This window comes from Fibrivirga algicola, from assembly GCF_011742925.1.
In the GTDB taxonomy this organism is placed as follows: domain Bacteria; phylum Bacteroidota; class Bacteroidia; order Cytophagales; family Spirosomataceae; genus Fibrella; species Fibrella algicola.
In genome coordinates this window covers 37,958-62,624 of record NZ_WAEL01000003.1, presented here as the reverse complement: position 1 = coordinate 62,624, position 24,667 = coordinate 37,958, and the positions used below count along the sequence as shown (strand labels likewise).

General features: G+C 51.4%; 22 protein-coding genes. 15 read left to right on the top strand and 7 right to left on the bottom strand.

What is annotated here, in order from left to right:
• Positions 1-20: 20 nt before the first annotated feature.
• The 3 genes from F7231_RS08805 (at position 21) to F7231_RS08795 (ending at position 3,484) form a co-directional block, all read left to right on the top strand.
• Positions 21-989: a DUF2157 domain-containing protein gene (locus tag F7231_RS08805; protein WP_085410701.1), complete on the top strand. Its 969-nt coding sequence runs from the start codon at positions 21-23 to the stop codon at positions 987-989.
• A 36-nt stretch (positions 990-1,025) separates the two neighbouring features.
• Positions 1,026-2,201, top strand: coding sequence for a hypothetical protein (locus F7231_RS08800; RefSeq protein WP_085410700.1), 1,176 nt, complete (start codon positions 1,026-1,028; stop codon positions 2,199-2,201).
• A gap of 221 nt (positions 2,202-2,422) precedes the next feature.
• Entirely contained in the window at positions 2,423-3,484 is a 1,062-nt protein-coding gene (locus tag F7231_RS08795) for a hypothetical protein (RefSeq protein ID WP_166691652.1), read from the top strand.
• 228 nt (positions 3,485-3,712) lie between these two features.
• On the opposite strand, the gene F7231_RS08790 is transcribed toward F7231_RS08795, so the two are convergent.
• Entirely contained in the window at positions 3,713-4,099 is a 387-nt protein-coding gene (locus F7231_RS08790) for a nuclear transport factor 2 family protein (RefSeq protein ID WP_085410698.1), read from the bottom strand.
• A gap of 139 nt (positions 4,100-4,238) precedes the next feature.
• On the opposite strand from F7231_RS08790, the gene F7231_RS08785 reads away from it, so the two are divergent.
• Positions 4,239-5,426 (top strand): phosphoglycerate kinase, encoded by a 1,188-nt coding sequence (locus F7231_RS08785; RefSeq protein WP_085410697.1) that lies wholly within the window; start codon positions 4,239-4,241, stop codon positions 5,424-5,426.
• A gap of 95 nt (positions 5,427-5,521) precedes the next feature.
• On the opposite strand, the gene F7231_RS08780 is transcribed toward F7231_RS08785, so the two are convergent.
• Complete coding sequence (locus F7231_RS08780; protein WP_166691651.1) at positions 5,522-6,154, bottom strand: peptidoglycan DD-metalloendopeptidase family protein; 633 nt, start codon at positions 6,152-6,154, stop codon at positions 5,522-5,524.
• A 196-nt stretch (positions 6,155-6,350) separates the two neighbouring features.
• Here F7231_RS08780 and mdh point away from each other — a divergent pair, with 196 nt between their 5' ends.
• From mdh to F7231_RS08755, 5 genes are all read left to right on the top strand, one after another.
• On the top strand, positions 6,351-7,280 hold the full coding sequence (mdh, locus tag F7231_RS08775; RefSeq protein WP_085410695.1) for a malate dehydrogenase: 930 nt from the start codon (positions 6,351-6,353) through the stop codon (positions 7,278-7,280).
• Positions 7,281-7,494: 214 nt separating this feature from the next.
• Positions 7,495-8,685: an aldose epimerase family protein gene (locus F7231_RS08770; protein ID WP_166691650.1), complete on the top strand. Its 1,191-nt coding sequence runs from the start codon at positions 7,495-7,497 to the stop codon at positions 8,683-8,685.
• A 644-nt stretch (positions 8,686-9,329) separates the two neighbouring features.
• Entirely contained in the window at positions 9,330-10,649 is a 1,320-nt protein-coding gene (gene ffh, locus F7231_RS08765; protein ID WP_166691649.1) for a signal recognition particle protein, read from the top strand.
• A 123-nt stretch (positions 10,650-10,772) separates the two neighbouring features.
• Positions 10,773-11,228 (top strand): hypothetical protein, encoded by a 456-nt coding sequence (locus F7231_RS08760; RefSeq protein ID WP_085410691.1) that lies wholly within the window; start codon positions 10,773-10,775, stop codon positions 11,226-11,228.
• A gap of 96 nt (positions 11,229-11,324) precedes the next feature.
• Complete coding sequence (locus F7231_RS08755; protein WP_166691648.1) at positions 11,325-12,767, top strand: S41 family peptidase; 1,443 nt, start codon at positions 11,325-11,327, stop codon at positions 12,765-12,767.
• Positions 12,768-12,769: 2 nt separating this feature from the next.
• On the opposite strand, the gene F7231_RS08750 is transcribed toward F7231_RS08755, so the two are convergent.
• Entirely contained in the window at positions 12,770-14,044 is a 1,275-nt protein-coding gene (locus F7231_RS08750; protein WP_166691647.1) for a T9SS type A sorting domain-containing protein, read from the bottom strand.
• Positions 14,045-14,103: 59 nt separating this feature from the next.
• Positions 14,104-15,291 (bottom strand): AIR synthase-related protein, encoded by a 1,188-nt coding sequence (locus F7231_RS08745; RefSeq protein WP_166691646.1) that lies wholly within the window; start codon positions 15,289-15,291, stop codon positions 14,104-14,106.
• Between the two features lie 216 nt (positions 15,292-15,507).
• Between F7231_RS08745 and mscL the strand changes: the two genes are divergently transcribed.
• Positions 15,508-15,888, top strand: a complete 381-nt coding sequence (mscL, locus tag F7231_RS08740) for a large conductance mechanosensitive channel protein MscL (RefSeq protein WP_166691645.1) — start codon at positions 15,508-15,510, stop codon at positions 15,886-15,888.
• An 83-nt stretch (positions 15,889-15,971) separates the two neighbouring features.
• On the opposite strand, the gene F7231_RS08735 is transcribed toward mscL, so the two are convergent.
• Positions 15,972-16,967 (bottom strand): Gfo/Idh/MocA family protein, encoded by a 996-nt coding sequence (locus F7231_RS08735; RefSeq protein WP_085410686.1) that lies wholly within the window; start codon positions 16,965-16,967, stop codon positions 15,972-15,974.
• 69 nt (positions 16,968-17,036) lie between these two features.
• On the opposite strand from F7231_RS08735, the gene F7231_RS08730 reads away from it, so the two are divergent.
• Entirely contained in the window at positions 17,037-17,879 is an 843-nt protein-coding gene (locus F7231_RS08730) for a DUF481 domain-containing protein (protein ID WP_085410685.1), read from the top strand.
• Between the two features lie 2 nt (positions 17,880-17,881).
• On the opposite strand, the gene F7231_RS08725 is transcribed toward F7231_RS08730, so the two are convergent.
• The gene (locus F7231_RS08725; RefSeq protein ID WP_166691644.1) at positions 17,882-18,091 is read right to left on the bottom strand and encodes a hypothetical protein; all 210 of its coding nucleotides are present in this window, start codon (positions 18,089-18,091) and stop codon (positions 17,882-17,884) included.
• Positions 18,092-18,304: 213 nt separating this feature from the next.
• Here F7231_RS08725 and F7231_RS08720 point away from each other — a divergent pair, with 213 nt between their 5' ends.
• A complete protein-coding gene (locus tag F7231_RS08720; protein ID WP_166691643.1) occupies positions 18,305-19,786 on the top strand; it encodes a tetratricopeptide repeat protein in 1,482 nt (493 codons plus the stop codon).
• Positions 19,787-19,826: 40 nt separating this feature from the next.
• Here F7231_RS08720 and F7231_RS08715 read toward each other — a convergent pair whose 3' ends face one another.
• Complete coding sequence (locus tag F7231_RS08715; protein ID WP_166691642.1) at positions 19,827-20,921, bottom strand: endonuclease/exonuclease/phosphatase family protein; 1,095 nt, start codon at positions 20,919-20,921, stop codon at positions 19,827-19,829.
• A 224-nt stretch (positions 20,922-21,145) separates the two neighbouring features.
• Between F7231_RS08715 and purE the strand changes: the two genes are divergently transcribed.
• The 3 genes from purE (at position 21,146) to htpG (ending at position 24,425) form a co-directional block, all read left to right on the top strand.
• A complete protein-coding gene (gene purE / locus F7231_RS08710; protein WP_166691641.1) occupies positions 21,146-21,625 on the top strand; it encodes a 5-(carboxyamino)imidazole ribonucleotide mutase in 480 nt (159 codons plus the stop codon).
• An 18-nt stretch (positions 21,626-21,643) separates the two neighbouring features.
• Positions 21,644-22,360: a LysM peptidoglycan-binding domain-containing protein gene (locus F7231_RS08705; RefSeq protein ID WP_166691640.1), complete on the top strand. Its 717-nt coding sequence runs from the start codon at positions 21,644-21,646 to the stop codon at positions 22,358-22,360.
• A gap of 232 nt (positions 22,361-22,592) precedes the next feature.
• On the top strand, positions 22,593-24,425 hold the full coding sequence (gene htpG / locus F7231_RS08700; protein ID WP_166691639.1) for a molecular chaperone HtpG: 1,833 nt from the start codon (positions 22,593-22,595) through the stop codon (positions 24,423-24,425).
• The last annotated feature ends 242 nt before the right edge of the window (positions 24,426-24,667 follow it).

The following is a 24,667-nucleotide window of genomic DNA, read 5'->3' as shown; positions in this document are numbered from 1 at the left end:
CAACAAAATATCACCCGTTTATGTCCCCATTTGATGTGTTGACGGCCCTGAAACAGCGAAACATACTCTCGCCTGGACAAGCCGACGCACTGGCTGATTTTGAGCAGAAACGACCTGTATCGGTGCATCATGAGTTGCGGGCTGCGTTGTATGTCGGCATTTTGCTGCTGGCCAGCGGGCTGGGCCTGTTGATCTACGAACACTACGACGAAATTGGCGACCTGGCCATTGTTGGCGGCATGGTTGGTTTATGCGCCGTTGCCTTTCTGTACGCCTGGAAAAACCGCCCGCCGCTTTCTACAGAACAGGCCAGGAATCGCTCCGTGTTTGGCGACTATGCATTATTGCTGGCCTGCCTGCTGTTCCTGTCGCTGGAAGGCTACGTACAGTATCGGTTCAACCTGTTCGGGACGCGTTACGGATTAGTCACGTTCTTGCCGGCGGTGCTGTTTATTGGGCTGGCCTATCGATTCGATCATCGTGGCGTGCTGGGCATGGGCCTAACAGCGCTGGCGTCGTGGGTAGGCGTAACAGTGCGACCGCTGGAGCTCCGGCTACGGACCAATTTTTTTGACGAACCAACTGTGCTGGCGGCTATTGGGCTGGGTACGTTGCTCATTGGTGCAGCCCTCTGGCTGGAACGAAAGCCAATAAAGGCCCACTTTACCTATACTATTCTCACGTTTGCGGGTAACCTTCTGTTGCTTGCGTTGCTGGCAGGGGTATTTAATTTCGACGGGCGACGATTATTCTATGCGATCCCTTTATTTGGGGTGTGTGCCGCTTTTGATTGGCTGGCACGGCGCGAGCAGGTATTCTTGTACCGGCTGATGGGCGTTGTCTACGGCTATATCGGCATTACGTACTTGCTGTTTTTCCAAATTCTCGACGGCATGCATTACCCCACAGAAGTCTACCTGATCTACTTCATTGCCACCGGAGCAGGCGCCGTCTTCTATTTAACACATAGCTACCGTAAACGTAGCTGAGGCGTTATTCTATCAGAATACCTGAGCCGAAACTTTATGAAAGCATATAATCTGGTTTGGCTCGAAGAGCGTGATATCCGACAGCAGGCCGACCGCTGGCATGCGCAGCAAGTGCTGACCGATGAACAGGCCGAAGCCGTTCGGGAGGCATACCCCGTTCGATTCAAACAAACGGGAATGGCGCTAGAAATTGGGTCGTTTGTATTTACGCTGCTGGCGGCACTGGCGTTGTACGGCCTGTTAAGCATAACACTGGATACTAACTCGCAGGGGTCGGGGGTGGTGTCGCTGCTGATGGCGGGCGGTACATTTGCGGCGGCCGTTTTTGCTATTCGGTCAAACCAGTTTTATCGCAATGGCATCGACAATGCGCTGTGGCTAGTATCGGCCTTGTCAGCGGTTTGGGGACTGGTGCTGGTCTTTTTTCAGCGTAATGACGTGTTTCCGCCGTTTTGGGAGGTTTGTTTGATTGCGTTGCCTGTGCTGCTGGCGTATCTCATCTTTACTGGTGACACCATTCTGGCTTATTTTGCGCTGACCGCTTTCTACGGTGCTCTCTTCGATGGCCTGATTGATAGCGAGGGAGGAAAAGCCGCGCTGCCGTTTGTGCTCATGGCCGCGTCGGCTGGCCTGTTCTGGTTAGTAACCTGGCTGGGCAAATCAACCGCCAATGCGGTATATTATACCGACGTGCTCATTCTGGTTCAATGGGTGTCGCTGCTGATTGGCATGGCGGCGGGTAACTATTATGTGGTGCGGGAACTGAACGCAGTGCTGCTCGAAACTCGCCATATTGGATCGCCCGAGATTGGATTACGGGGCTTTTTTTGGGTTACCACCTTTCTTATTCCAATCGGATATGGCCTAATCGGTTTTCGTCAGCGTAGCCGGATGTTACTCATCGTGGCCGTGCTGGGTATAGCTGGAGCCATAGCAACCGTTTATCATTACGCAGGTACGTGGCCGCTCTCGGTTACGCTGGCCCTGCATGGCGGCATCGTGATTGGACTGGTTATCCTGCTGATACGCCTTTTGCGCCATCCAGCCCATGGCTTTACAGATGCTATTGATGAAGAGCCACCCCTCGAATTGTTGAAGCACCTTGGCTTGTTGACTACAATACAGGGAACTACCAACGCGCAAAGTCAGCCAGCAGGACCCCGTTTTGGGGGCGGCGATTTCGGTGGGGGCGGCGCTGGCGAGCCCTATTAACTTTGTAATGCGGGTGACTGACACCAACTTGTAAAAACTGGTGACTAAGGACCATTGGCTATGTTCATACATTAATGCATAAATGTTAGCCGGATGTAGCCGTACTTTCGCATAACAGCAAGACCACAATCCGTTCGTACTAGCTAGCATCCATCCCCGGCCTGGCATAATTGCTAGTTAAGTATACTTATTATATAGTTTAAGTGGTTGATTATTTCCCTATGCATCGTAAACTATCTATTGAGTACATTAAGGCTATTTTAGTCATTACAATGGTTCTCACCCACAGTTTTACGTTTGTGGGAACGCTCACACCGGGCGAATTAGACAGCCAGTTATATTATTTTCTGTCAGTACTAGGCAAGCTCACCATTTTTTCGGGCTTTATTTTTTGCTTTGGTTACGCGTCTTACCACGCATACCTCGCTAAAAGCTACGAAACAGTCAAGCCTAATCTGATCAGAACGGCTAAGAACCAGCTAATTGGCTATTATCTGTCGGCGCTACTCGCAGTGGTGTTGTTGCCTATTCCAGGCCGGACTGGCCAGAAAGTGGCGCTCAGCGATGTGTGGGATGTGTTACGGCTGCAATATGTGGCGCCCTTCTCTGAATTTCTGCTTACTTACTTTTTGATTTCGGTGATCAACCTGTTGTTTTTCAGGTATATATCAGCCGCCGCCCAATCGAGTAAAACCTTGATCATACTGGGCAGTCTGTCGGTTGCGTCAACTCTGCTGATTCCCTATGATCTGTTTATTGATAACCCGCTGGGTTTGCTGATCGGTAGTCGCAATTACGCGTCATTCCCCCTGGTGCAGTATCTCTGCTTCTACGTTGCCGGCATTTACTTTGCGCGCTTCAACGTTACCTGGCGTTGGCCAATCGCGGTGGTATCTATGCTGGGTACGTCTGCTTTCCTGCTCTATTACAATTACACTGGCGAGTTACCGGCTCGGTTCCCGCCCGCCACAGTCTGGATATGCGGCTCGTGGGGTATTTTATATGGCCTGTATCTGCTCGTAAGCCGGCTGGTCGATCGTGGGTTCCGGTCGGCACTGCTGCTGACAGTAGGCAGTAACACCCTGCTTTTTTTAATCTTGAGCAATTCCTTTCTTTTCGCCATCAATGGTCGGTTCAAGACTACCCCTTTCGGCGCGTTGCTGGTTGGTGTGCTTATTTTAACTGCCTGCGGGTACATTGTTCGTATCACCCGGAAGCAGGCACCGCAGGGAGCTGTTGTGGCAGAACGAGCAGTTCAATCACGAACCCCTGTGACCAGTTAACCGGCTGTTACAGCCTGGCTGAAGGAAGGGCAGGTTATAAACAAACGGCACGGCATCAGCTTCACCACCGATCGGTTTGTCAGGACTCGGCAAGTACGTGCAAAGCACAGTCGTCCGGTCTGAATCCGTTCCGAATAGCCTAATCGGCAGGCTACTGCAACCAGTACACCTGCGCCCGGTTGTTTGACTGGCAACAGGTAATCTGCAAGTGGTTAGACTTCGGTCAATTTATTGAATATCAATCAGTTTGCTGATGAGGCGGTCTTGCAGTACAAAGACGGAATGACTTTGCATATTAACCGTTTCGCCAGCCGTCATGCCGTTCAGGTCTACCGCCAGCGTAGCTGAGTAATCGATTTTCACACTGATCACATCATCGGCCACGGTGCGGTCGCGGAGGGTTTGTTCGCGTTGGCTGAACAGCTGAGCGGCCTTCTCTGCCTGCTCGCGAAACGCTTGTTTTCCGGCCAGCGTCATCACAGGATGACCGTTGGTTAAGTGCTCGAAAATGACATCGTCGGCCAGACAGGCCATCATGCCATCAATATCTTTGCGGTTGTACGCGTCAACGTAAGCGACGACTGTTTGCACGTTCGCTTCTTCAATACCAGTCATGCGGGTGGAACTTCGGTTTGGTAATTTGTCCCTGAAATAGGGGAAATTTAGGCAAACTATCACACAGTTGACCTCCCCACATCAGGATTAGCTTACTTTTGGGCCTCAATCTAAATCAGAAATAACCTTCCGACGCTCTATGCAGACCGTAGACTCCTACAACTTTGCCGGTAAAAAAGCCCTCGTTCGTGTCGACTTCAATGTGCCACTCGATAAAGATTATACCATTACCGACGACACCCGGATCAAAGCGACAATTCCGACCATCAATAAGATTCTGGCCGATGGGGGTTCCGCCATTATGATGTCCCATCTGGGTCGTCCGAAAGACGGGCCTACCGAGAAATATTCACTCAAGCACCTGGTAGCTACCCTGTCAGAAACATTTGGCCGTGAGGTGAAATTTGCCGACGACTGCATTGGTCAATCAGCTACCGATCTGGCCGCCAGCCTACAGCCGGGTGAATTGCTGCTGCTCGAGAACCTGCGCTTCTACAAAGAAGAAGAGAAAGGTGACGTTGCGTTTGCCGAAAAACTGTCAAAACTCGGCGATGTCTGGGTAAACGACGCCTTCGGAACCGCCCACCGCGCCCACGCCTCTACCGCTGTAATTGGTCAGTTCTTCAAAGACCGGGTATGTGGGTACGTGATGCTGGCCGAAATAGAAAACGCCGACAAGCTGCTGAACAACGCTGAACGCCCATTCACGGCAATCATGGGTGGTGCTAAAATCTCGGACAAAATCCTGATCATCGAACGCCTGCTCGACACGGTCGATACGCTCATCATCGGTGGCGGTATGACGTATACCTTCACGAAGGCGCAGGGCGGCAACATCGGTAAATCATTGCTCGAAGCCGATAAGCAGGACCTGGCGCTCGAAATTCTGAAGAAAGCCGAAGCTAAAGGCGTGAAAATCGTGATGCCGGTCGATAACGTTTGCGCCGACGACTTCTCGAATAACGCCAACAGTCAGGTGGTGGCTACGGGCCAAATACCCGACGGCTGGGAAGGTCTTGACATTGGCCCTAAGTCGGTAGAGCTGTTCAAAGAGATCGTCGCCAATTCGAAAACCATTCTCTGGAACGGCCCGATGGGCGTATTCGAATTTCCGAATTTTGCCACAGGGACCAACGCTATCGCTGAAGCTGTGGTGAAAGCGACCGAAGAAAACGGCGCGTTCTCGCTCATCGGCGGCGGTGACTCGGCCTCGGCTATCAACGGCGCTGGCTACGGCGATCGTGTGAGTTATGTATCGACCGGCGGCGGTGCCCTGCTCGAATACATGGAAGGCAAAGTGCTACCCGGCGTAGCGGCATTACAATAGGTTTAACGTTTGCTATTTGTGGTTTGACGTTGCCTTGCTTATCGCCGGATGGTGAGTTAGCAAGGCAACGTCAAACCACAAATAGCAAAGTTAAACTAAAAAATAAACAGGTTCGGATCGGGGCATAGACCCAGCCAATAATCGCGTTCTGAGGCACGGCACACACCGGGAAAATCGCCCCGAAGGCCCAGCATGTCGTTCATCAATTGAAAATGCAGGTGCGGCGGCCAGTCGCCATTTTCGGGGTAAGGGCCAAGCTCGGCCAGTTTTTCGCCCGCTTTTACTTCTTTTCCTTCATACAAGTTCGCCAGTGAGACCTGCGATAAATGCCCGTATAGGCTGTAGCGCGGAAATCCGGTGGTCTGATGCTCCAAAATAAGGGTGGGGCCATAATTGGCGTAACCGGCGTTGTCGGCGAAACTGTGCACTACGCCATCCATCGGAACAAACACCGACGTACCTGCCTCGGCCCAGAAATCGACGCCTAGATGAACGGTGCGTGGCTCCTCATCAGACGGCGTGAAATGGCCGCTATTGCGGTAGATGACCCGGTCTTCGCCATACCCGCCTACGCCCACGACCGCCCCCGCTTCGCGCAGCTTTCTCTTCACGTACTGGTCGAACGTACCGATGTCGGTCAAATCAAGCGTAACCAGATCAGGATTATTGGCCGTAAAGTCGAGTAATAGGTACGTGTCGCGGGTGAAATCGAAGGGTAGTAAACGCATGATTAATGGCTTTAACACTTGTAGATGAGGTTAGTTGGGGGTACAAAGAACGGTCGGACCGCTATTCGGAGCCAGTCCAATGTCCGAAATCTATGGCTGTTAACCAGATACGTGTTTAGTGGTTCCTTGTTTTGCTCACCCCCGTACCTGAACTTTACAGCCAACGTCATTACCCGTTTTAAAAACCGATTCTCGCATGAAAATTACCGTAGTAGGAGCAGGCGCCGTAGGGGCTACCTGTGCCGACAACATTATCCGTCGTGAACTGGCCGAAGAGGTCGTATTACTCGACATTAAGGAGGGCCTCAGTGAAGGCAAAGCCCTAGACATGTTCCAGACGGCCACGCTGTGTGGTTTCGACACTAAAATCACCGGAAGCACCAACGATTACGCCAAAACGGCTGGTTCAGGCGTGGTTGTCATCACGTCGGGTATTCCGCGTAAACCGGGCATGACCCGCGAAGACCTTATTGGTACCAACGCCAATATCGTGAAGGGCGTAACCGAAAATATCCTGAAACACTCGCCAGAGGCCATCATCATCATCGTGTCGAACCCGATGGATACCATGACCCAACTGGCGTTGCAGGCATCGGGTCTGCCCAAAAACCGGATCATCGGTATGGGCGGTATTCTCGACTCGGCCCGCTTCAAGACGTACCTGTCGCTGGCGATGGATTGCCCACCCAACGATATTCACGGGGCCGTAATTGGTGGTCATGGTGACACGACCATGATTCCGCTCACGCGTCTGGCTACGCGCAACGGTGTGCCTGTTAGCCAGTTTCTCGATGCCGAGACGCTGCAGAAAGTAGCGGCCGATACCATGGTAGGCGGAGCTACGCTGACCAAACTCATCGGCACGTCGGCCTGGTATGCACCGGGTGCGGCTGTAGCAGAGCTGGTTGAAAGCATTGTGCGCGATCAGAAACACATTTTTCCCTGTTGCGTAGCGCTGGAAGGCGAATACGGCCAGTCAGATATTTGCCTGGGTGTCCCCGTTGTAATCGGCAAAACCGGCTGGGAGCAGATCATCGATTACAAACTGACCGATGAAGAACAGGCTACGTTTAACAAGTCGGCAGAGGCCGTTCGGAACATGAACGAAGTGCTAAAGACGCTGTAAGAATTAAGCATGATCACGCTTAATTCGTAACTCTTGATCTATACATGGTGAGATATCGCCAGGTGTATACTTTAGCTGATATGAACTTGTTTCATCATAGGTTAGTAATGAGAAAACACGTCGGCCAGCTGGTCGACGTATTTTTTTGTAGTAAGTCAACCTAGCTACGTTCTTTGCACTGTGCCTGTTAAACCGGATCTATCACCTTTCCAAAATGAAAAACATCATTATTCCTGCTGCATTGCTGGCAATACTGTCGGCCGCCGGCTGTCAAAAATCGACAAAGTCGGGAGACACCGACAGTGCCACCGCGCAGCTTGACTCAACCGCTATGTCCGATACCACTGCTGTCAATTACAAATTGCCCGATCCAAAAGCGTTCGAGGGAACCATCAACGGAAAAAAAACGGGGCTGTATACGCTTAAAGGCTCCAATATTCAGGTGGCCATTACCAATTATGGCGCTCGTATCGTGAGCTTGCTGGTCCCCGACAAAACGGGTAAACTTGTCGATGTGGCAATGGGCTTCGGCAGTTTGAAAGAATACGAAGCACCCGGTGCTGAGTTTTTTGGCCCGGTAGTAGGCCGGTTTGGCAACCGTATTGGTAAAGCTCAGTTCACGCTGGATGGAAAGACCTACAAAACGGCGCAGAACAACAATGGGAATACGCTTCACGGTGGTCCGGATGGCTTTCACCGGCAGGTGTGGGATGCCAAGCAGGTGGATGATAAAACCCTGCAGCTAACGTACCTGTCGAAAGACGGCGAGGGCGGTTTCCCTGGCAATGTGACAACCACCGTAACTTACTCGATTGACGGTGATAGCGGGTTGAAAATCGATTACAAAGCAACGACCGACAAGCCAACGCCTTACAACCCAACCAGCCATGGGTTCTTTAACCTCAACGGTGATGGTAGCGGTACGGTAAATAACCACGTGCTGATGATCGATGCTGACAAGTACTCGAAAGTCGACAAAGGGTTGATTCCGCAGGGTGAACCCGCTTCGGTAGAAGGCACACCGTTCGATTTCCGGAAGCCAACAGCCGTAGGTGCGCGGGTTGATCAGAAAGACGAGCAACTCACCTTTGGCGGTGGATACGATCACAACTGGGTACTGAACCACAAAATGGGGTCGCTCGATAAAGTTGTTGAAATCACCGGCGACAAGTCAGGCATCAAGATGTCGGTATTGACCACTGAGCCTGCCATGCAGTTCTACGGCGGTAACTTCTTTACGGGTGCCGACAAAGGCAAGTATGGTCTGGTAACGAAGTTCCGGGGTGGTTTTGCCCTGGAGGCGCAACACTACCCCGACTCGCCAAACAAACCAACGTACCCGAACACGATCCTGAAACCAGGGCAAACTTATACGCAAACCACGTCGTATCGGTTTGAGAAGTAATCTGGGCTAGCCCAACCGCTTCAGTCATAAAAAAGCCTCAACATCACTGGTGATGTTGAGGCTTTTTTATGACTGAAGCAAAAACCTACTTATTTGTCTTTTTTTCAACGGAGTGTACGTCTCTAAAGGCGTCCATGATCCTGGACCAGAAGCGTTTACCAGGTCTGTCCTTCGTTTTAGCCGTTGCCGTTGAGGTCGATTTGGGCGGCGTTGTGGTACTAATCGTTTTTGAAGAGACCGGTTTAGTTGCCTTCACTCTCGATTTTCGGGTTGGGGTCTTGGCTGCTGGTTCGCTGGCCGTTTTGTCAACAGGTTGCTGTGTCATGCAGGCCTCGGCGGGTGAAGTCAGAACACAGGCTACAACGAGACATGAGAGGACAAATGATACAGTATTCCTGTTCATATACGAGGTATTGGTATGATTAGTTGGTCAAGCGATCATTCGTACTATCAGGCAATCTATGAATTTTAGACGAAAGAGTTGGCTTAAAATTGCCGGAAAAATTATATTTATTTATCTCTATAGAAATCATAGCAATTGAATTCTTCTTTTACTGCCAGGCTTCCTACTGAAATGCCTTTGAAGCAGCTATAGGCCACTGCGCGCTAATCCGTTATCTTTGCTGATACTACGTGTACACATTATGTTCGAGAACCTACAGAGTAAGCTTGATAAGGCCTTCAAAACCCTGAAGGGTCAAGGCCGCATTACTGAAATCAACGTTGCCGCCACCATTAAAGAAGTTCGCCGCGCGTTGACTGATGCCGACGTTAACTACAAGGTGGCTAAAGACGTAACCGACCGGGTAAAGGAAAAAGCCCTTGACCGGAAGGTGTTGATTGCCGTTGAGCCCGGACAGCTGTTCGTGAAGATCGTGCAGGAGGAACTGACCGAACTGATGGGCACCGAAGCGAAACCGATCAACCTTAAAGGTGATCCTGCGATCATCCTGATTGCGGGCCTCCAGGGGTCGGGTAAAACCACTTTTTCGGGTAAGCTGGCTTCGTACATAAAAAAGCAGGGCAAAAACGTGCTGCTGGTTGCTGCCGATATCTACCGCCCCGCCGCGATTGATCAGCTGAAAGTGCTGGGTGAACAGGTTGGTGTTGAGGTGTTTGCCGAGCCCGAGAATAAGAACGCGGTTTCGATTGTGCAGAATGCGCTGGCCCACGCCAAGCGGACTAACAAGAAAGTGATGATCGTAGATACCGCCGGTCGTTTGGCGGTTGATGAGGTCATGATGAAGGAGATTGAGCAGGTGAAACTAGCGCTAAATCCGGCCGAAACACTATTCGTTGTTGACTCGATGACCGGGCAGGATGCGGTGAATACAGCCAAGACCTTCAACGATCGCCTGAACTTCGACGGTGTCGTACTCACCAAACTCGACGGTGATTCGCGCGGCGGTGCAGCCCTGTCGATCCGGGCGGTGGTGAACAAGCCGATCAAGTTCATGAGCACCGGCGAGAAGATGGATGCGCTCGACGTATTCTATCCCGACCGGATGGCTAGCCGGATTTTAGGTATGGGTGACGTGATTTCGCTGGTTGAACGCGCCCAACAGGCGTTCGACGACGACGAAGCCCGCCGCATCAACGCCAAGATGCGGAAGAACCAGTTCGATTTCGACGACTTCCTGAGCCAGTTACAGCAGATCAAAAAGATGGGTAACATCAAAGATCTGATCGGTATGATTCCGGGTATGGGCAAGATGGTGAAAGACCTCGATCTGGATAATAAGTCGTTTGCACCCATTGAAGCGATCATCAGCTCGATGACGCCAAAAGAGCGTGCTCGTCCTGAAATCATTGATATAAGCCGCAAGAAGCGCATCGCGGCTGGTTCCGGCACCGACGTTCAGCAAGTGACCAACCTGTTGAAGCAGTTTGAGGAGATGCGGAAGATGATGAAAAAGATGAACAACATGCAGTCGTCGGGGAAACTGGCGAAAATGATGAAATAGAGAAAAAGGGGTTCGACACGGAGAAGCACAGAGGTACACAACGTTTTATTTCTAATTGATAGAAAAACGCTGTGTACTTCTGTGCTTCTCCGTGTCGAACCCCTTTTTCTCCCCATTCACACTATGAAAAAACTTCTCCTGATCTTTTTGCTGGCTTGTCCTACACTTGTTTTTTCGCAGGCGTCGGTGGGGTACTACCCTTTTAATAGCTTTGGTTTGTTCACGGTTAGTACCAATCCGGATAAGCTCGTTTGGCTGGATAGCCGGTTACAAACTAACTCGCTATTTGAACAGCTTAGCACCACGTTTTGCCCTATGGTCAACGTGAGCCGGACCGAGCGGGTAAACTACTATGTGGGGCCAGGCATTCAGATCAATGCGCTGAATGCAGTCAACGGCGATAAAATTCTGGAAGGCTACTCGTTGCACGTGGGCGTTCGGGCGGCACCGCTAGCCAGTCTGCCCAACCTGCGCATCGCTTTTGAGCTGTCGCCATCGGCTCGCTCCAACTTTAAATCAGGTGTTTTTTATTCGTACCTGGGTTTGGTTTGGCACTTCCGTAAACGCGCTGAACAGTAGCCTGATAAATCCCGATTTTCATATATTTTTAAGCCCGGCAATGACACGGTTGCCGGGCTTTTTGCGTTAAGTACTGTAGAGTCTACAACACTTTCTATGAACGTATCAACAAAACCAATTCGCACTGCTCTAGCGCTTTTCGCCACTGGCACGTTGCTGCTAACGGGCTGTAAAAAAGACCCCGTCGAGGTCAATCCAACTGGCACAACTGCTGCTGACGCGACTGTCAATAACTGGATCCTCGACAATATGCGGAGCCTGTATTACTGGAACGATAAGATTCCGGCAAACCCCGACAAGTCTTTGGCACCAGCCAGTTTCTTCGACTCGATCCTTTATAAGTACAACGCAACGACCAACCCGCAGGGCGACCGTTTTTCATGGATTCAGGAGAGTGCTGCTGAACTGACCGCCGCTCTGAGTGGCGAAACCAAAACGACTGGTATTGATTTTACGCTGGTTCGTACGGCAGAGGGGTCAACCGATGTGGTTGGTGTGGTAACGTATGTGTTGCCCGGTTCGCCCGCTGATCTGGCAGGCATGAAGCGTAACGACTTATTTTACTCCGTAAACGGGATCAACCTAACCACCGATCAAGCGGTACTAAACAAGGCTTTTGCCGATGAATCAGTTACCCAGGCGTATGGAATTGCATCTGTTCAGAACGGCGCGATCGTAAAAACGAGTACGACTAAGACCGTTACACCGGTTGTGTTTCAGGAGAATCCTGTTTTCAAAGATTCCGTTTATACCGATGGTAACCGGAAGATCGGTTACCTGCTCTACAATCAGTTTGTTCCTGGTCCGAACGGGTCAACAGGCACCGCGTATGACGATCGTCTCGACGCTGTTTTCGGTAAATTCAAAGCTCAGGGCATTAATGAGCTGATTCTCGACCTGCGTTACAATGGTGGTGGCGCTGTAACCTCGGCTACTAAACTGGCAAGCCTGATTGTGAAGGGTGTGAATGCACAGGCCAAAGTGCCCTTCTCCCGCCGGGAATACAACAGTACGCTGACGCCTGAGCTTCAGAAACAATACGGCACTGATTTCTTCAACGATTATTTCGTAACTAAAGCCAACAACGTAGGCAATCAGCTGTCTCGACTGTACGTGGTTACTACCCGCCGTACGGCGTCTGCAAGCGAATTGGTCATCAATGGCTTGCGTCCGTTTATGACGGTGAATACGATTGGTACAACAACGGTTGGTAAGAATGTTGGTTCAATTACCGTTACCGACACGAAAAACACCGCCAACAAGTGGGGGATGCAGCCCATCGTGCTGAAGATTTTCAACAAGAATAATGAGTCTGATTACACAAGTGGCTTTGCGCCCCTAATCACGGTTAATGAACCGTATGGGTCGCTGGTGCCGCTGGGGGATTTGCGCGATCCTATGCTAGCAGCCGCTATAAATCATATGAAAGGACTCACTGGTGGCCGGTTGGCCGCTAAACCAGATTTGACAGTCGGCTCGTCCGACGATTTCAAACCAGGCGGTAACAATATGTTTGTGGATATACCCGCTTTGAAATAAGCTCACTGCATGAGCAGCCGCTGCGTAATTTTCGCAGTTCCGCTGGTGGCAGTGAGTAAATAGACGCCCGATGGGAGAGGATGTTGCAGGAGCAGCGTCACTTGCCCATCGGGCGTTTTGCGTTGTTCGCAGCTGATATTCTGTCCCGTCAGCGCCGACAGTTGGTAGGTAGCATCAGGCAAATTATCGGTTTTCAGATGGATGGCGAGTCCCGAAGTGGGGTTGTCAAGGATGGCAAATTCAGGTGAGTCGGAGCGAACGATAGCTGCCACTATCTTGCTAAATACCGGCGAACCGTCGGTGGCAGTTTGCCGGAGCCGGTAGTAATTCGAACCTACTCCCGGTGCAGAATCGCTGAAGATATAGGTACGTTGCCCGTCTGCGAAACTGGCCGCAGGTACGTTGCCTATCGGCGTAAACGATAAGGCGTCGAAACTCCGTTCAATGACGAATGAGGTCTCTACCGACTTGTATACCTGCCAGCTAAGATCAACCCGCGAACCGGCAGGAGCTGCCTTGAAATCTGCGACGGACGACACCGCCAACGCATTGTTGATATCGCGAATCAGGAGGTTATCGAATTGAAAAACAGCAGCGTACACATTACTGGTGAGCCTTAGCTTGAAATTCGCGATCGTCTGGGTTGGGGTTAGTACAGGCAGGCTGTTGAATACTTCAGTTGTACCTACCCACAGGTCGTAAGTATCGTTGGTAAGGGTTTGGGTGCCCCCGCCCGGCTGCAGGTACGTTACTGTTCGGCCGCTGTTGTTTAGTACAAATGTCAGCGTCTGCTTACCCGTAAATACTGGTGAATCAAACGCACCAGTCCCTCCGGCAGGAATATGCCTTACCGAAAATTGATGACCGTTGTTGGTGAAATTAAATCCAAAGCGGGCGTACACATCGGCGTTAGCAGGGTTCTGAACAGTATTGTCGAAGGCGCTACCCACATAGAAATCGACCACGTTGCTGCCCGCGGCTGTTGTAGCCGAAACCACTTCAAAGTCCATCTGTACGTAGAGCGAATTGATAGACGAGCCTAAGTCCGTACTTCTGGAGAAATGCCCTGAACCGGTTCCTGCTGATCGATCGAACTGGATGGTATTGTTGGTGATAGTAGCCCCACTGATGGCGTTGAATTCGCCGATTCCCGGGTTGCTGCTTACGTAATTTGATATTGAGTTACCAGCTGAGAAGTTCTGTAGAAACAGGACTGCCTGGGCATGAGTCGACCAACTTCCCAGTAAGAAGTAGCAAAAGAAAAAAGCAATTTTCATGGTATCCGGTGGGGTAATCCGTTACCAAGCTACTACCTTTTCGAGCGCTTACAAAAATATCAATAAGTAAAAGTACTTGAGTTATGGGTGATAGTGACTTTTTTGCCTGCATAGGCCTCTACGTGCCCAATTACCTGAGCCGCAATACCGAACGATTCGGAAATATCGATAACGGTCTGGGCATGCTCCGGAGCCAGGTATACCTCCAGCCGGTGCCCCATGTTGAAGACCTTAAACATCTCCTGCCACGATGTACCGCTTTCCTGTTGAATCAGCTCAAATAGGGGAGGTACCGGCAGCATGTTATCTTTCACTACGTGCAGGTTGTCGATGAAGTGCAGCACTTTAGTCTGTGCACCACCGGAGCAGTGTACCATTCCGTGGATTTGCCCGCGTAACTGATCGAGCAATGTTTTCACGACAGGGGCGTAGGTACGTGTTGGCGACAGAATCAGCTTGCCCGCCGGAACAGTCTGCGGATTTCCGTCTGGTCCGGTGCCAATCGTAACCGGCGTCTGCAACTGCATGCTGCCACTATAGATCAGGCTACGGTCTACAGCCGGATCGAAGCTTTCGGGGTATTGGTTGGCCAGGTCATGGGCAAGTACATCGTGCCGGGCAGAAGTCAGCCCGTTGCTGCCCATACCGCCGTTATACTCGCTTTCGTAGGTAGCCTGGCCATAGGAGGCTAAGCCAACCACAACGTCGCCGGGCCGGATGGTATCATTGCTGATGACGCTGGCCCGAGGCATGCGGGCAATAACAGTACTATCCACAATCAGGGTACGTACCAGGTCGCCTACATCGGCGGTTTCTCCACCGGTGCTATGAATGTCGATACCGTGGTCGCGCAGCATCTGCAGCACTTCTTCAGTACCATTGATAAGTGCGGCGATGACTTCACCTGGAATCAGGTGTTTGTTGCGCCCGATCGTCGACGAAAGCAGCATGGGGCCAGTGGCGCCAACGCATAACAAATCATCGGTATTCATAACTACGGCGTCTTGCGCAATGCCTTTCCAGACGCTCATGTCGCCGGTTTCGCGCCAGTAGAGATAAGCAAGCGATGATTTAGTACCAGCGCCATCAGCGTGCATGATGGTGCAATAATCAGGGTCGCCAGCTAGTGCGTCGGGCACGATTTTACAGAAAGCCTTTGGAAACAGGCCCTTATCAAGGCGGGCAATGGCGTTATGAACGTCTTCTTTGTCGGCAGAAACGCCCCGTTGGGCATAGCGGTCAGTCATGCGTGCAAAGATAAGGCGCGGCGCGGTCAGTCACTGCTCAACAGGCACGTTACATACGGAAGCCTTCTGTCATTGGGTATCAACAAATAGACAGACATACTTCATGTCAGTTTGCTCAGTGCAGGCTTACTGAGTGAACGGTGACTGGTTATCAAGATTTTCCTATATTGCTTATATACTTAATAGGAAAACAGTTTTACCTACTTGCCAATCGTTATGATCCGGGATTTTGGCGAATTTATCAGGCGAGGAAATGCCCTTGACCTGGCCATTGGCGTGCTTATAGGCGCAGCCTTTGGCAATGTTGTGACCTCATTGACCGACAACCTGCTTGGGCCCGTCATTGGCGTTGCATTGGGCGGTTTCGATTTAAGCGACTCATTGATCGTGCCCCTAACCGATAAAGCACTCATCAAATTCGGGGCGGTCATTCAGACATTCATCAATTTTCTGATAACTGCCTTCGTCATCTTCTGGGTAGTGCGCATTTACAATCGGTTGACGGGGAATTCAATCGGTTCGCCAGTGAGTGGGCCTACGCCAACTGAGCAACTCTTGGCCGACATCCGGGACGAATTACGTAAACGACCAGTGTAGCTTGTCTCGGTACCGATTTCTGTGCGTTTACTAGCCGAACAGGTACCGGTAAGGCAACTGTTCGGGCTAGTAAATGCCAGTCTTTATTCGTACACGATGCCGGCGGCATTACGAACGTCGTCGAGCAGGGTCATCAGATTACGGCTATCAGAGTGGCTCCAGAGCGGGCTTTCGGTGAACCCTTCGCTCAGGCAATCCATCACGTGCTGGGCTTCGTAGTCGTAACCGTGGGTGGTGCGGTCAAACGTTTTGGTGATTGGCTCGGCATCTGGTTTTTCGAGCGTTGCTACGGTCGATTCATGGAATCGCCCATGAATGCGGATGGTCCCTTCCGTACCGTAAATAAGAGCCAAGTTCTCGGTATTAGCCATAAATGTGCTGTTCAATACAGCCATTGCTCCGTTGCTGTAGGTCAGTATCATACCACACTGCTCGTCAGCTCCGGTTGGTGCCAGGGTAGCAGCGGCAGTAATGCTCACTGGCATGCCGTTGATGAGGTAGCTGATAAACAGCGGGTAAATCCCGATGTCGAGTAGCGACCCTCCACCTAGCTCCTTGTTGAACAGTCGTTTGCCGGGGTCGTACTCTGCCTTAAAGCCGAAATCTGCTTTGATCGTGAGTACATTTCCGATGGCTCCTTCGTCGAGCCACGCCTTTGCTTGCAGTATGGTAGGCATAAACCGGCTCCAGAGGGCTTCCATCAGAAAGGTCTGTCGTGCTTCGGCCACACTCAGCATCTGATTGACATCGCCGATGGCCATGCCAAATGGTTTTTCGCAGAGCACCGCCAGCCCGCCGTTGAGGCAAAGCAGTGTATTGGCGCGGTGGTACACGTGCCGGGTGGCAATATACACCACGTCTATTTCATCGGCCATGTCCAGCAACGCCTCATACGTACCCAGCGCACGGGGTAGCGTACCGTCCTGTCGCGGATAGTGGGCAGCAAACTCATTGGCGCGGCCCTGATCGGTCGACGCTACGGCTACCAAATCGGCATTGGCGAGGGTAACCAGGTCGGAGGCAAACTTGTGGGCAATACGGCCTAAGCCCAGGATGGCCCAGCGGGTTTTGGTTGACATAATTCTATTTTTAGCGCAATGAAGCGACTTTTGCGAAAATCATTGTGTCTTTTCAGTAAAAACAACGGTATGCGCTTTCTCCTTCTTTTCCTGCTGTTTCTTCCTATATACACCCTATCGGCCCAGAATACAGAACAGCCCGACCCCTTACGCCCCTCAGTACCAGACAGTGCCCAGGTCGCAGCCGATTCAACGCGAATGGCTGCTGACTCGAGCACTCGCCAACGGAATAGATCGTTCAGGCCTACATACCGCTTTCGCCTTACCACCGACGGCACCTTCACCAGCGGTAATGTAAACCGGTCGCTGCTACAGATCGTCAGCGCCTTTGATGTAGAGGTGAGCAAAATTGCCAAATTGTCAACCACGCCTTCATTCGTGTTTGGTCGCCAAAGTGGCTTACTGGCTGAGCGTGAATATTTTGGGGATGCCCGTCTGACGATGTTCCACGAAAATCGGCTTTACTACCTGGCTTTTGGCTCCTACGAACGCAGTAACCTGCGCCAGATTTCGCACCGGTATACAGCGGCCGCCGGGTTTGGCTATAAATTACTAGCCCGAAAACGAGCGTATTTGTCGATTACCAACGTGTTGATGCGTGAATACACCGACTTTATTGAACTAAGCGACGTAAACATCTGGCGTAATTCGGCCCGCCTCTTTGGCGAATATACCTTCGATAACGACCGTTGGACGGTGTCACATACTGTATTCTATCAGCCCGCCTTGAGTCGGCAAGAGGGGCAACCGTTCAATATTCGCTGGAATGGGAATGTGAGCGTTCAATATAAATTCAGCACGTACCTGAGTTTCCGCACCACACTGGCTAATTCGTATGAACGAATCGTGGTGCCTGGGCGGGTCAATAATGACTTGCGCCTGACGGTAGGAATGACGTATGAACGCAAATAAAATTAGGGCAGGTGGTACCGATAGCGTACGCTGAGGCCTGCTGTAACCAGCAACAAAGCCAACAGTCGAAGCACCCAGTGGGCCTGACGATCGCCAATCTGTTGCTGAATGCGACGGAATTGACTGATACCCAATAAAGACGTATGGCCAATGAGTGCCAGGAAATCGTAAAAGAACACTAGCAACCCGTAAAAAATCAGGTAAAAACTCATGTACGTTAATTGATCTGATGGGTACGTATTTGACAAATATAACCAATAAGTAAGTATAGTCGCATGTTGATCTGGCCGGCTTCAGTGAGCCAAAAGCACTGAAAAAATACAGGTACGTTGTTCCTGTTGAGACGATTTGTTCGGCTTAAGTAACAAAACGAGGCTGGTAAACTGAGGGAGAAATCCGGCGTAATACAGGTGTAGATTTGTGCTATGATGCAACAATTGCTGTTAAGCCTGGTACTGCTGCTGGTTGGGCCACTGTCGGGGTATACGCAGGATTTCCGATGGACACCGGGCGTACGGCGGGCGTATTCCGACCTGACTAAAGGCCGGGTACACACGGCCCGTCAGGCGTTGGCTGCTGAGCCGGGATCGCCCGTCAACGGGCTGCAGATTTTCGTTTCTGATTACGCTGACATGATCGCATTGCTCAGCTCCGACAACGACCAACTGTTGCAACAGCTAACACCCCGACAGGCGGAACGGCTCGACCAAATCGATGAACTCGACGGGAATTCGCCGTATCGGCGCCTGCTACTGGCTGAGGTACGGCTGCACTGGGCGTTCGTTAAACTCAAGTTTGGAAAAGAAACCGCCGCCAGTTGGGATGTCATTAAGGCGTATAAGCTGCTGGCTGAAAATCAGCGGTTATTTCCGTCGTTTCTGCCAACCTACAAATCGCTGGGGGTGTTGCAGGTCATGATTGGGTCGGTGCCTGACAGTTATGCCTGGGTGCCGCGCCTGCTGGGGCTGCGTGGCAGTATTCAGGAAGGGGTAGCAAACCTGCAACGTGCCCAAATCGACTCAACCTTCAGCACCGAGGCGCGTCTGGCTGAGTTGCTGATTCGGGCGTATGTGCTTCGCTTCACCAAAGCCGACGAAGTAAGCCTAAGTCAGTTTGTGGCCGATTCGCCCGACAATCTTCTGGTCCGGTTCTTTGCCGCTACTACGGCCATGAAAAACGCTGATTCTGAAAAGGCCCTGGCCTGGCTGACCACTCGTCCCAATGGCGCTGCCTATGTGGGGCTGCCCGTTGTCGAGAATCTATTGGGGGATATTTACCTTCAAAAAGGAAACTATGCCAATGCGCTGACTCACTATGGTCAGTTTCTAAGCCAGTATCGGGGTCAGAATTTGCTAAAAGACAGTCATTACAAGCGATTCCTGTGCTACTGGCTGGGAGGGGATGATACGCGCGCCCGAGCTGAACTACCTCGTGTGCTGGCGGCAGGTCGTACTACCGTAGAAGCCGATAAAGCTGCCCAAAAAATGGCGGAAACGTACCTGAAGGAATTTCCAACCGAACGCCAGCGTGTATTGATGCAGGCCCGGTTGGCATCTGACGGAGGTTTTCTGTCCCAGGCACTGGCTATCCTGAAGCCAGTCAGCGAAGCAACTTTTCAGACCGTGGCCGAGCGGGCGGAGTACCACTATCGACTGGGCCGGATTCATCAACACCTGGGAAACGTACCCACGGCCATTACCGCCTTCGAACGGTCGATTGCTCTCAGTGATCCCGGTCAACTGTCGTTCGGCGCCACGTCGGCGCTGCAGTTGGGGTATCTCTACCAGCAGCAGCGCAACGTACCCAGGGCTAAACAGGCGTTCGAAAAAGCCCTTAGCTATAAGCGTCACGAATACAAAAACAGCGTTGATAACAAGGCACGAGCGGCGCTGAGCAACTATCAGTGACGGAGTCTACCCACATCACTGATAACTCAGTTCTACCGGATTATTCAGTTGCTTCCCGGCTTTTCTCCACAATCTCCTGGGCCTCTTTTTGATCATCACCCTCTGGTTCCGGAATAGCCTGAATGCGGGATGGGTCAGGGTTGTAAACAAACGAAACCAGAATAGGAAAGTGGTCGGACCCGCAGGCGGGTAATCGACGGATGGTACGGAGCCGGAAGTGATGCGAAACAAAGACGTGATCAAGTGGCCAGCGCAGAAAGAAGTAGTGGGCGTGAAAGGTGCTGTACAATCCCCGGCCCACACGCGGATCGAACAGACCACTGATACGCTGAAAAAGCCGGGTTGTGTGCGACCAGGCTACATCGTTCAGGTCGCCCGCTACCAGCACGGGACCAGTTTGCTTTCGGGCCTCCCGCCCAATCAGTACAAGTTCGGCGTCGCGTTCAGTTGACCGGTAATGCTCAGTTGGGCTGGGTGGCTGCGGATGGACACCGTAGAAGTGTACCAACTGACCCGATTCCATCTCCAGCTGTACATAAATGGAGGGGATATCTTCTTCGACCAGGAAACGTAGTTCATGGTGTTTAAATGGCAACTTCGAGTAAAACAGCATGCCATAGGTATTCTCCTGCGGATACAGGATTCGATATGGATAACTGGTCTCCAAGGGTGAGAGCTCCTGTTTCCAGTGGGCACTTGCTTCCAGGATCATGATCAGATCGGGATCGTGCTTATGTACCAGGTCAAGCACTTTAGGGCACTGTGTGTTGGTCATCAACACATTGGCCGTCAGTAGTGTGATCGTATTGGGGTCAGTTTTGGCCTGCGCACGTTTTCCGCGCGGATACTGCTGCCGGACAACCTGCCTGGGATGCAGAAAGGTGTATGGCCAAAATAGCCACGCCTGGTAAAGCAGGGCGGCGGTGAGACCAGCTGGTACCAGCCAGAGCGGCCAGGTATATACCTGCACAAACACGCCCCAGCCAATGAGACCAACAACAGCTAGTGCTGCCAGTTGGGTGTGTGGAAAATCCCAGATACGTACCCACCAGTATTCGATGCGCAGTAGATGAATAAAGGAAAGGGCCGTTATCAGCACCCCATAAAGCAGCCAGCCCCACTCAGTTGTTGTCATGAAAAGTTAAACTACAGTTTCTGCCTACAGGTTTTAATAGGGTATTAATCGGTTAGTAGGGTAGAGACATAAGGCTACCTGCTGGTTTAAATCTTCTATTTTCAGGCAATAAAGTGCACTGGTCATACCTGTTTGGCAGTTAAGCGCCATCACTTACCAGTCGTTGAGTAAAAACTTAGCCAGAAACGCCCTAAATGCCTGTAAAGTCCGTTATTTCGCAGTAAATGAAAGTAGGAATTATCATGGGTAGCATCTCCGACCGTCCGGTGATGCAGGAAGCCGCCGATGCGCTGACGGAATTAGGGGTAGCCTGGGAGATGGATATTGTATCGGCTCACCGCACGCCCGAAAAAATGCTTGACTACGCCAAATCGGCCCGCGACCGGGGGATACGTGTCATTGTGGCTGGCGCTGGTGGGGCTGCCCACCTGCCCGGTATGGTGGCCTCATTGACCATATTACCTGTCATTGGGGTGCCTGTTAAATCAAGTAACTCAATTGATGGCTGGGACTCGGTATTGTCAATTTTGCAGATGCCTGGTGGTGTACCTGTAGCTACAGTAGCCCTCAATGGAGCTAAGAATGCTGGTATTTTGGCCGCTCAGATCATCGCCACGGCCGACGAAGCCGTTGCCAAGCGGCTAGCCGAGTATAAAGAGGAATTGAAAGAGAAAGTTGCCCAGATGAGCGAGCAGTTAAAATGACCTTATCTATAGTGTACTATGCCCGAAACATCTCAAAATGAACGACAAAAAGCCAGCACATCGTTGCCGCTGATTACGCTGGTAGTGCTGGTGGGGCTAATTGCCGCCCTGCTTTACATTGGTTATGATAGCCTGGCTGATGATACGGGTAATGCCAAAGAGTTGACGAGCGTACCACTCGATACAACCGATCAGGCGTTGGCGGGCATGAATAACAACCCCGAAACCCTGCTTGCCGACACCAGTACCACACCAGCCCCCGTCGATCTGTCGCAGGCCCCAGCACCACCCGATGAGGATGTCGCTGATGAGCCTGTTGCCAAGAATGAAGGTAAAGAAGAGGTAGCAGAAGCCGAGAAGCCGGTTAAAGAAGATGCTAAGCCGGAGGTGAAGCCAGAGAAGAAACCGGATGCTCCCAAGGTGGGCGGCTCTTCGTCGACCTATACCGTGCGTGATGGCGAGACGTTTTACGGAGTAGCCAACCGGTTGAATATGAAGCTGAGCACCCTGAAAGCACTGAATCCTGATGTCGACGAAAACAGCGTTAAATCAGGGGTGACGAAGCTACGGGTCAAAGTGAAAGCCGTTCACACCGTTGGTGCGGGCGACGTGCTGCGCGTAGTGGCCGATAAATATGGGGTGAGCAAAGAAGCCCTGATGAAAGCCAACCACAAAACGAAAGACATTGCCACCCGGGGCGAAAAACTCATTATTCCGTTACCAAGCAAAGAGTAGCCGGTAAGCCGGTACTGGTACCAGTAAATTCAAATGACACTGTTGGCATATCCTGTGATAAAGGCTGCCAACGGTGTCATTTGTTGATTTAGACTAGGTACGTTCCCACTAACCTGACCGGCCACTCACGAACTAGTTGCTGTCAATCTGACAGACCGCGCCCGACTGGAACGCCTTTTGGAAGACACTATATACACTTTAGTTTACCCGTTACTCAGAACGCACGTTGAGCATGGAGACATTACAAAACGAGAAAGGTCAGATTTCGATCCACACGGAAAATATCTTTCCGATTATTAAAAAATTCCTGTATTCCGACCACGAGATTTTCCTGCGGGAGTTGGTCAGCAATGCGGTCGATGCCAGCCAGAAACTACAGAAACTAGCGTCCTATGGTGAATTCGGCCAGGAAATAGGCGAACTGAAAATTACGGTGTCGGTTGATCCCGAAGCCAAAACGATCACCATCAGCGACCGGGGCATTGGTATGACCGCCGAGGAGGTGAAGAAATACATCAATCAGATTGCCTTCTCGGGAGCCACTGAATTCATCGAGAAATACAAGGATAAGAACACCGGCGAAGAGACCAACATCATCGGCCATTTTGGCCTGGGTTTCTATTCGGCGTTTATGGTGGCCGAGAACGTTGAGATCATCACTAAGTCATATAAAGAGGGCGCGCAGGCGGTGCGCTGGGTATGCGACGGCTCAACGGAGTATGAACTGACCGAGGCAGAAAAAGAAGACCGGGGTTCAGACATTATTCTGCACATCGCCCCCGATTCGGAGGAATTTCTCGACAAGTATCGCCTTCAGGGTATTCTGGAGAAATATGGTCGGTTCCTGCCTATTCCGGTTGAGTTTGACGGGACGCTGATCAATGGGGCCACGCCCATCTGGACGAAATCACCCAACGACCTGACCGACGAAGACTACAAAACCTTCTACCGGGAATTATACCCGATGTCGGCCGAGCCGCTGTTCTGGATTCACCTCAACGTCGACTACCCCTTCAACCTGACGGGTGTGCTTTACTTCCCTAAACTGGACAACGACAAGTTCCAGATGAAGCGGGAGAAGATTCAGCTCTATAGCCGGCAGGTGTTTATCACCGACGAGGTGAAAGACGTAGTGCCTGATTTTCTGATGATGCTGCACGGCGTTATCGACTCGCCGGACATTCCGCTGAACGTGTCGCGGAGCTTCCTGCAGGCCGATAGTAATGTGAAGAAGATCAACGGGTATATTACCCGGAAGGTAGCCGACAAGCTAAACGAACTGTTCCAGGCTGATCGCGCCGGTTTCGAAGCCAAGTTCGACGACATTGGGCTGTTCATTAAATATGGCATCCTGAGCGACGACAAGTTCTATGAGAAGGCGAAAGACTTTGTGTTGGTAAAAAACACAGAAGGTACGTATTACACCCTGAACGAGTACCGCGAACATGTACAGGCTAACCAGACCGACAAGAGCGAGCAGGTGGTGGTACTTTACACAACCGATCGCAACCAGCAGGATGCCTACATCGAGTCGGCAAAGCGGCGGGGCTACGATGTGCTGTTGCTGGATACGATCATCGACGCACATTTTATCAACGCTCTCGAATCGAAGCTGGAAAAAACCACCTTCAAGCGGGTCGACGCCGATACGCTCGATAAACTGATCGATACGGGTATTGCCAATGAGAGTGTATTGTCGGATGACGAAAAAACGAAGTTGAAGGAGGCGTTTGAGCAAACGCTGAATGACAAGACGCTGATGGTGAACGTAGAATCGCTGCCGACAGACGAACTGCCGGTATCGATCACTATGCCTGAGTTCATGCGGCGCATGAAGGATATGTCGGCGCTGTCGGGCGAAGCGAATATGTTCGGTAACCTGCCGGGTGGCTACAACGTGGTCGTCAACGCTAACCACCCACTGGCTCAGAAAGTATTGAACCTGGAAGGGGAGGCGCAGCAGACCCTGGCTAAGCAATTGTACGATCTGGCCCTGCTGGCACAAAATCGCCTGACCGGACCAAGCCTTACCGCATTTGTGAAACGCACCGTGGCTGGGTTATAAGGTGTTATAAGAAGACAGGGGCTATAACCCGGCGCTATACGCAGAATCACGGCGGTATACAGAGCTTAGTTCGCTATTTCTGTACTGCCGTGATTCTGCATATAGTGCCGGGTTATAGCCCTTATTAATGCTCGTCGCTACGTGCCATTCATCCCGCTAAAGCGCCCTTTGCGTTATCCTTTGCGCGTTTGGAGTTGAATTTATTTCCTACTGATTAACTTTATCAACGAAACGAATACGCC

Excerpts from the sequence above, each read along its gene's own strand:
- F7231_RS08805 (WP_085410701.1), top strand. The coding sequence starts at position 21 with ATGTCCCCATTTGATGTGTTGACGGCCCTGAAACAGCGAAACATACTC.
- F7231_RS08800 (WP_085410700.1), top strand. The coding sequence starts at position 1,026 with ATGAAAGCATATAATCTGGTTTGGCTCGAAGAGCGTGATATCCGACAG.
- F7231_RS08795 (WP_166691652.1), top strand. The coding sequence starts at position 2,423 with ATGCATCGTAAACTATCTATTGAGTACATTAAGGCTATTTTAGTCATT.
- F7231_RS08790 (WP_085410698.1), bottom strand. The coding sequence starts at position 4,099 with ATGACTGGTATTGAAGAAGCGAACGTGCAAACAGTCGTCGCTTACGTT.
- F7231_RS08785 (WP_085410697.1), top strand. The coding sequence starts at position 4,239 with ATGCAGACCGTAGACTCCTACAACTTTGCCGGTAAAAAAGCCCTCGTT.
- F7231_RS08780 (WP_166691651.1), bottom strand. The coding sequence starts at position 6,154 with ATGCGTTTACTACCCTTCGATTTCACCCGCGACACGTACCTATTACTC.
- mdh (WP_085410695.1), top strand. The coding sequence starts at position 6,351 with ATGAAAATTACCGTAGTAGGAGCAGGCGCCGTAGGGGCTACCTGTGCC.
- F7231_RS08770 (WP_166691650.1), top strand. The coding sequence starts at position 7,495 with ATGAAAAACATCATTATTCCTGCTGCATTGCTGGCAATACTGTCGGCC.
- ffh (WP_166691649.1), top strand. The coding sequence starts at position 9,330 with ATGTTCGAGAACCTACAGAGTAAGCTTGATAAGGCCTTCAAAACCCTG.
- F7231_RS08760 (WP_085410691.1), top strand. The coding sequence starts at position 10,773 with ATGAAAAAACTTCTCCTGATCTTTTTGCTGGCTTGTCCTACACTTGTT.
- F7231_RS08755 (WP_166691648.1), top strand. The coding sequence starts at position 11,325 with ATGAACGTATCAACAAAACCAATTCGCACTGCTCTAGCGCTTTTCGCC.
- F7231_RS08750 (WP_166691647.1), bottom strand. The coding sequence starts at position 14,044 with ATGAAAATTGCTTTTTTCTTTTGCTACTTCTTACTGGGAAGTTGGTCG.
- F7231_RS08745 (WP_166691646.1), bottom strand. The coding sequence starts at position 15,291 with ATGACTGACCGCTATGCCCAACGGGGCGTTTCTGCCGACAAAGAAGAC.
- mscL (WP_166691645.1), top strand. The coding sequence starts at position 15,508 with ATGATCCGGGATTTTGGCGAATTTATCAGGCGAGGAAATGCCCTTGAC.
- F7231_RS08735 (WP_085410686.1), bottom strand. The coding sequence starts at position 16,967 with ATGTCAACCAAAACCCGCTGGGCCATCCTGGGCTTAGGCCGTATTGCC.
- F7231_RS08730 (WP_085410685.1), top strand. The coding sequence starts at position 17,037 with ATGCGCTTTCTCCTTCTTTTCCTGCTGTTTCTTCCTATATACACCCTA.
- F7231_RS08725 (WP_166691644.1), bottom strand. The coding sequence starts at position 18,091 with ATGAGTTTTTACCTGATTTTTTACGGGTTGCTAGTGTTCTTTTACGAT.
- F7231_RS08720 (WP_166691643.1), top strand. The coding sequence starts at position 18,305 with ATGATGCAACAATTGCTGTTAAGCCTGGTACTGCTGCTGGTTGGGCCA.
- F7231_RS08715 (WP_166691642.1), bottom strand. The coding sequence starts at position 20,921 with ATGACAACAACTGAGTGGGGCTGGCTGCTTTATGGGGTGCTGATAACG.
- purE (WP_166691641.1), top strand. The coding sequence starts at position 21,146 with ATGAAAGTAGGAATTATCATGGGTAGCATCTCCGACCGTCCGGTGATG.
- F7231_RS08705 (WP_166691640.1), top strand. The coding sequence starts at position 21,644 with ATGCCCGAAACATCTCAAAATGAACGACAAAAAGCCAGCACATCGTTG.
- htpG (WP_166691639.1), top strand. The coding sequence starts at position 22,593 with ATGGAGACATTACAAAACGAGAAAGGTCAGATTTCGATCCACACGGAA.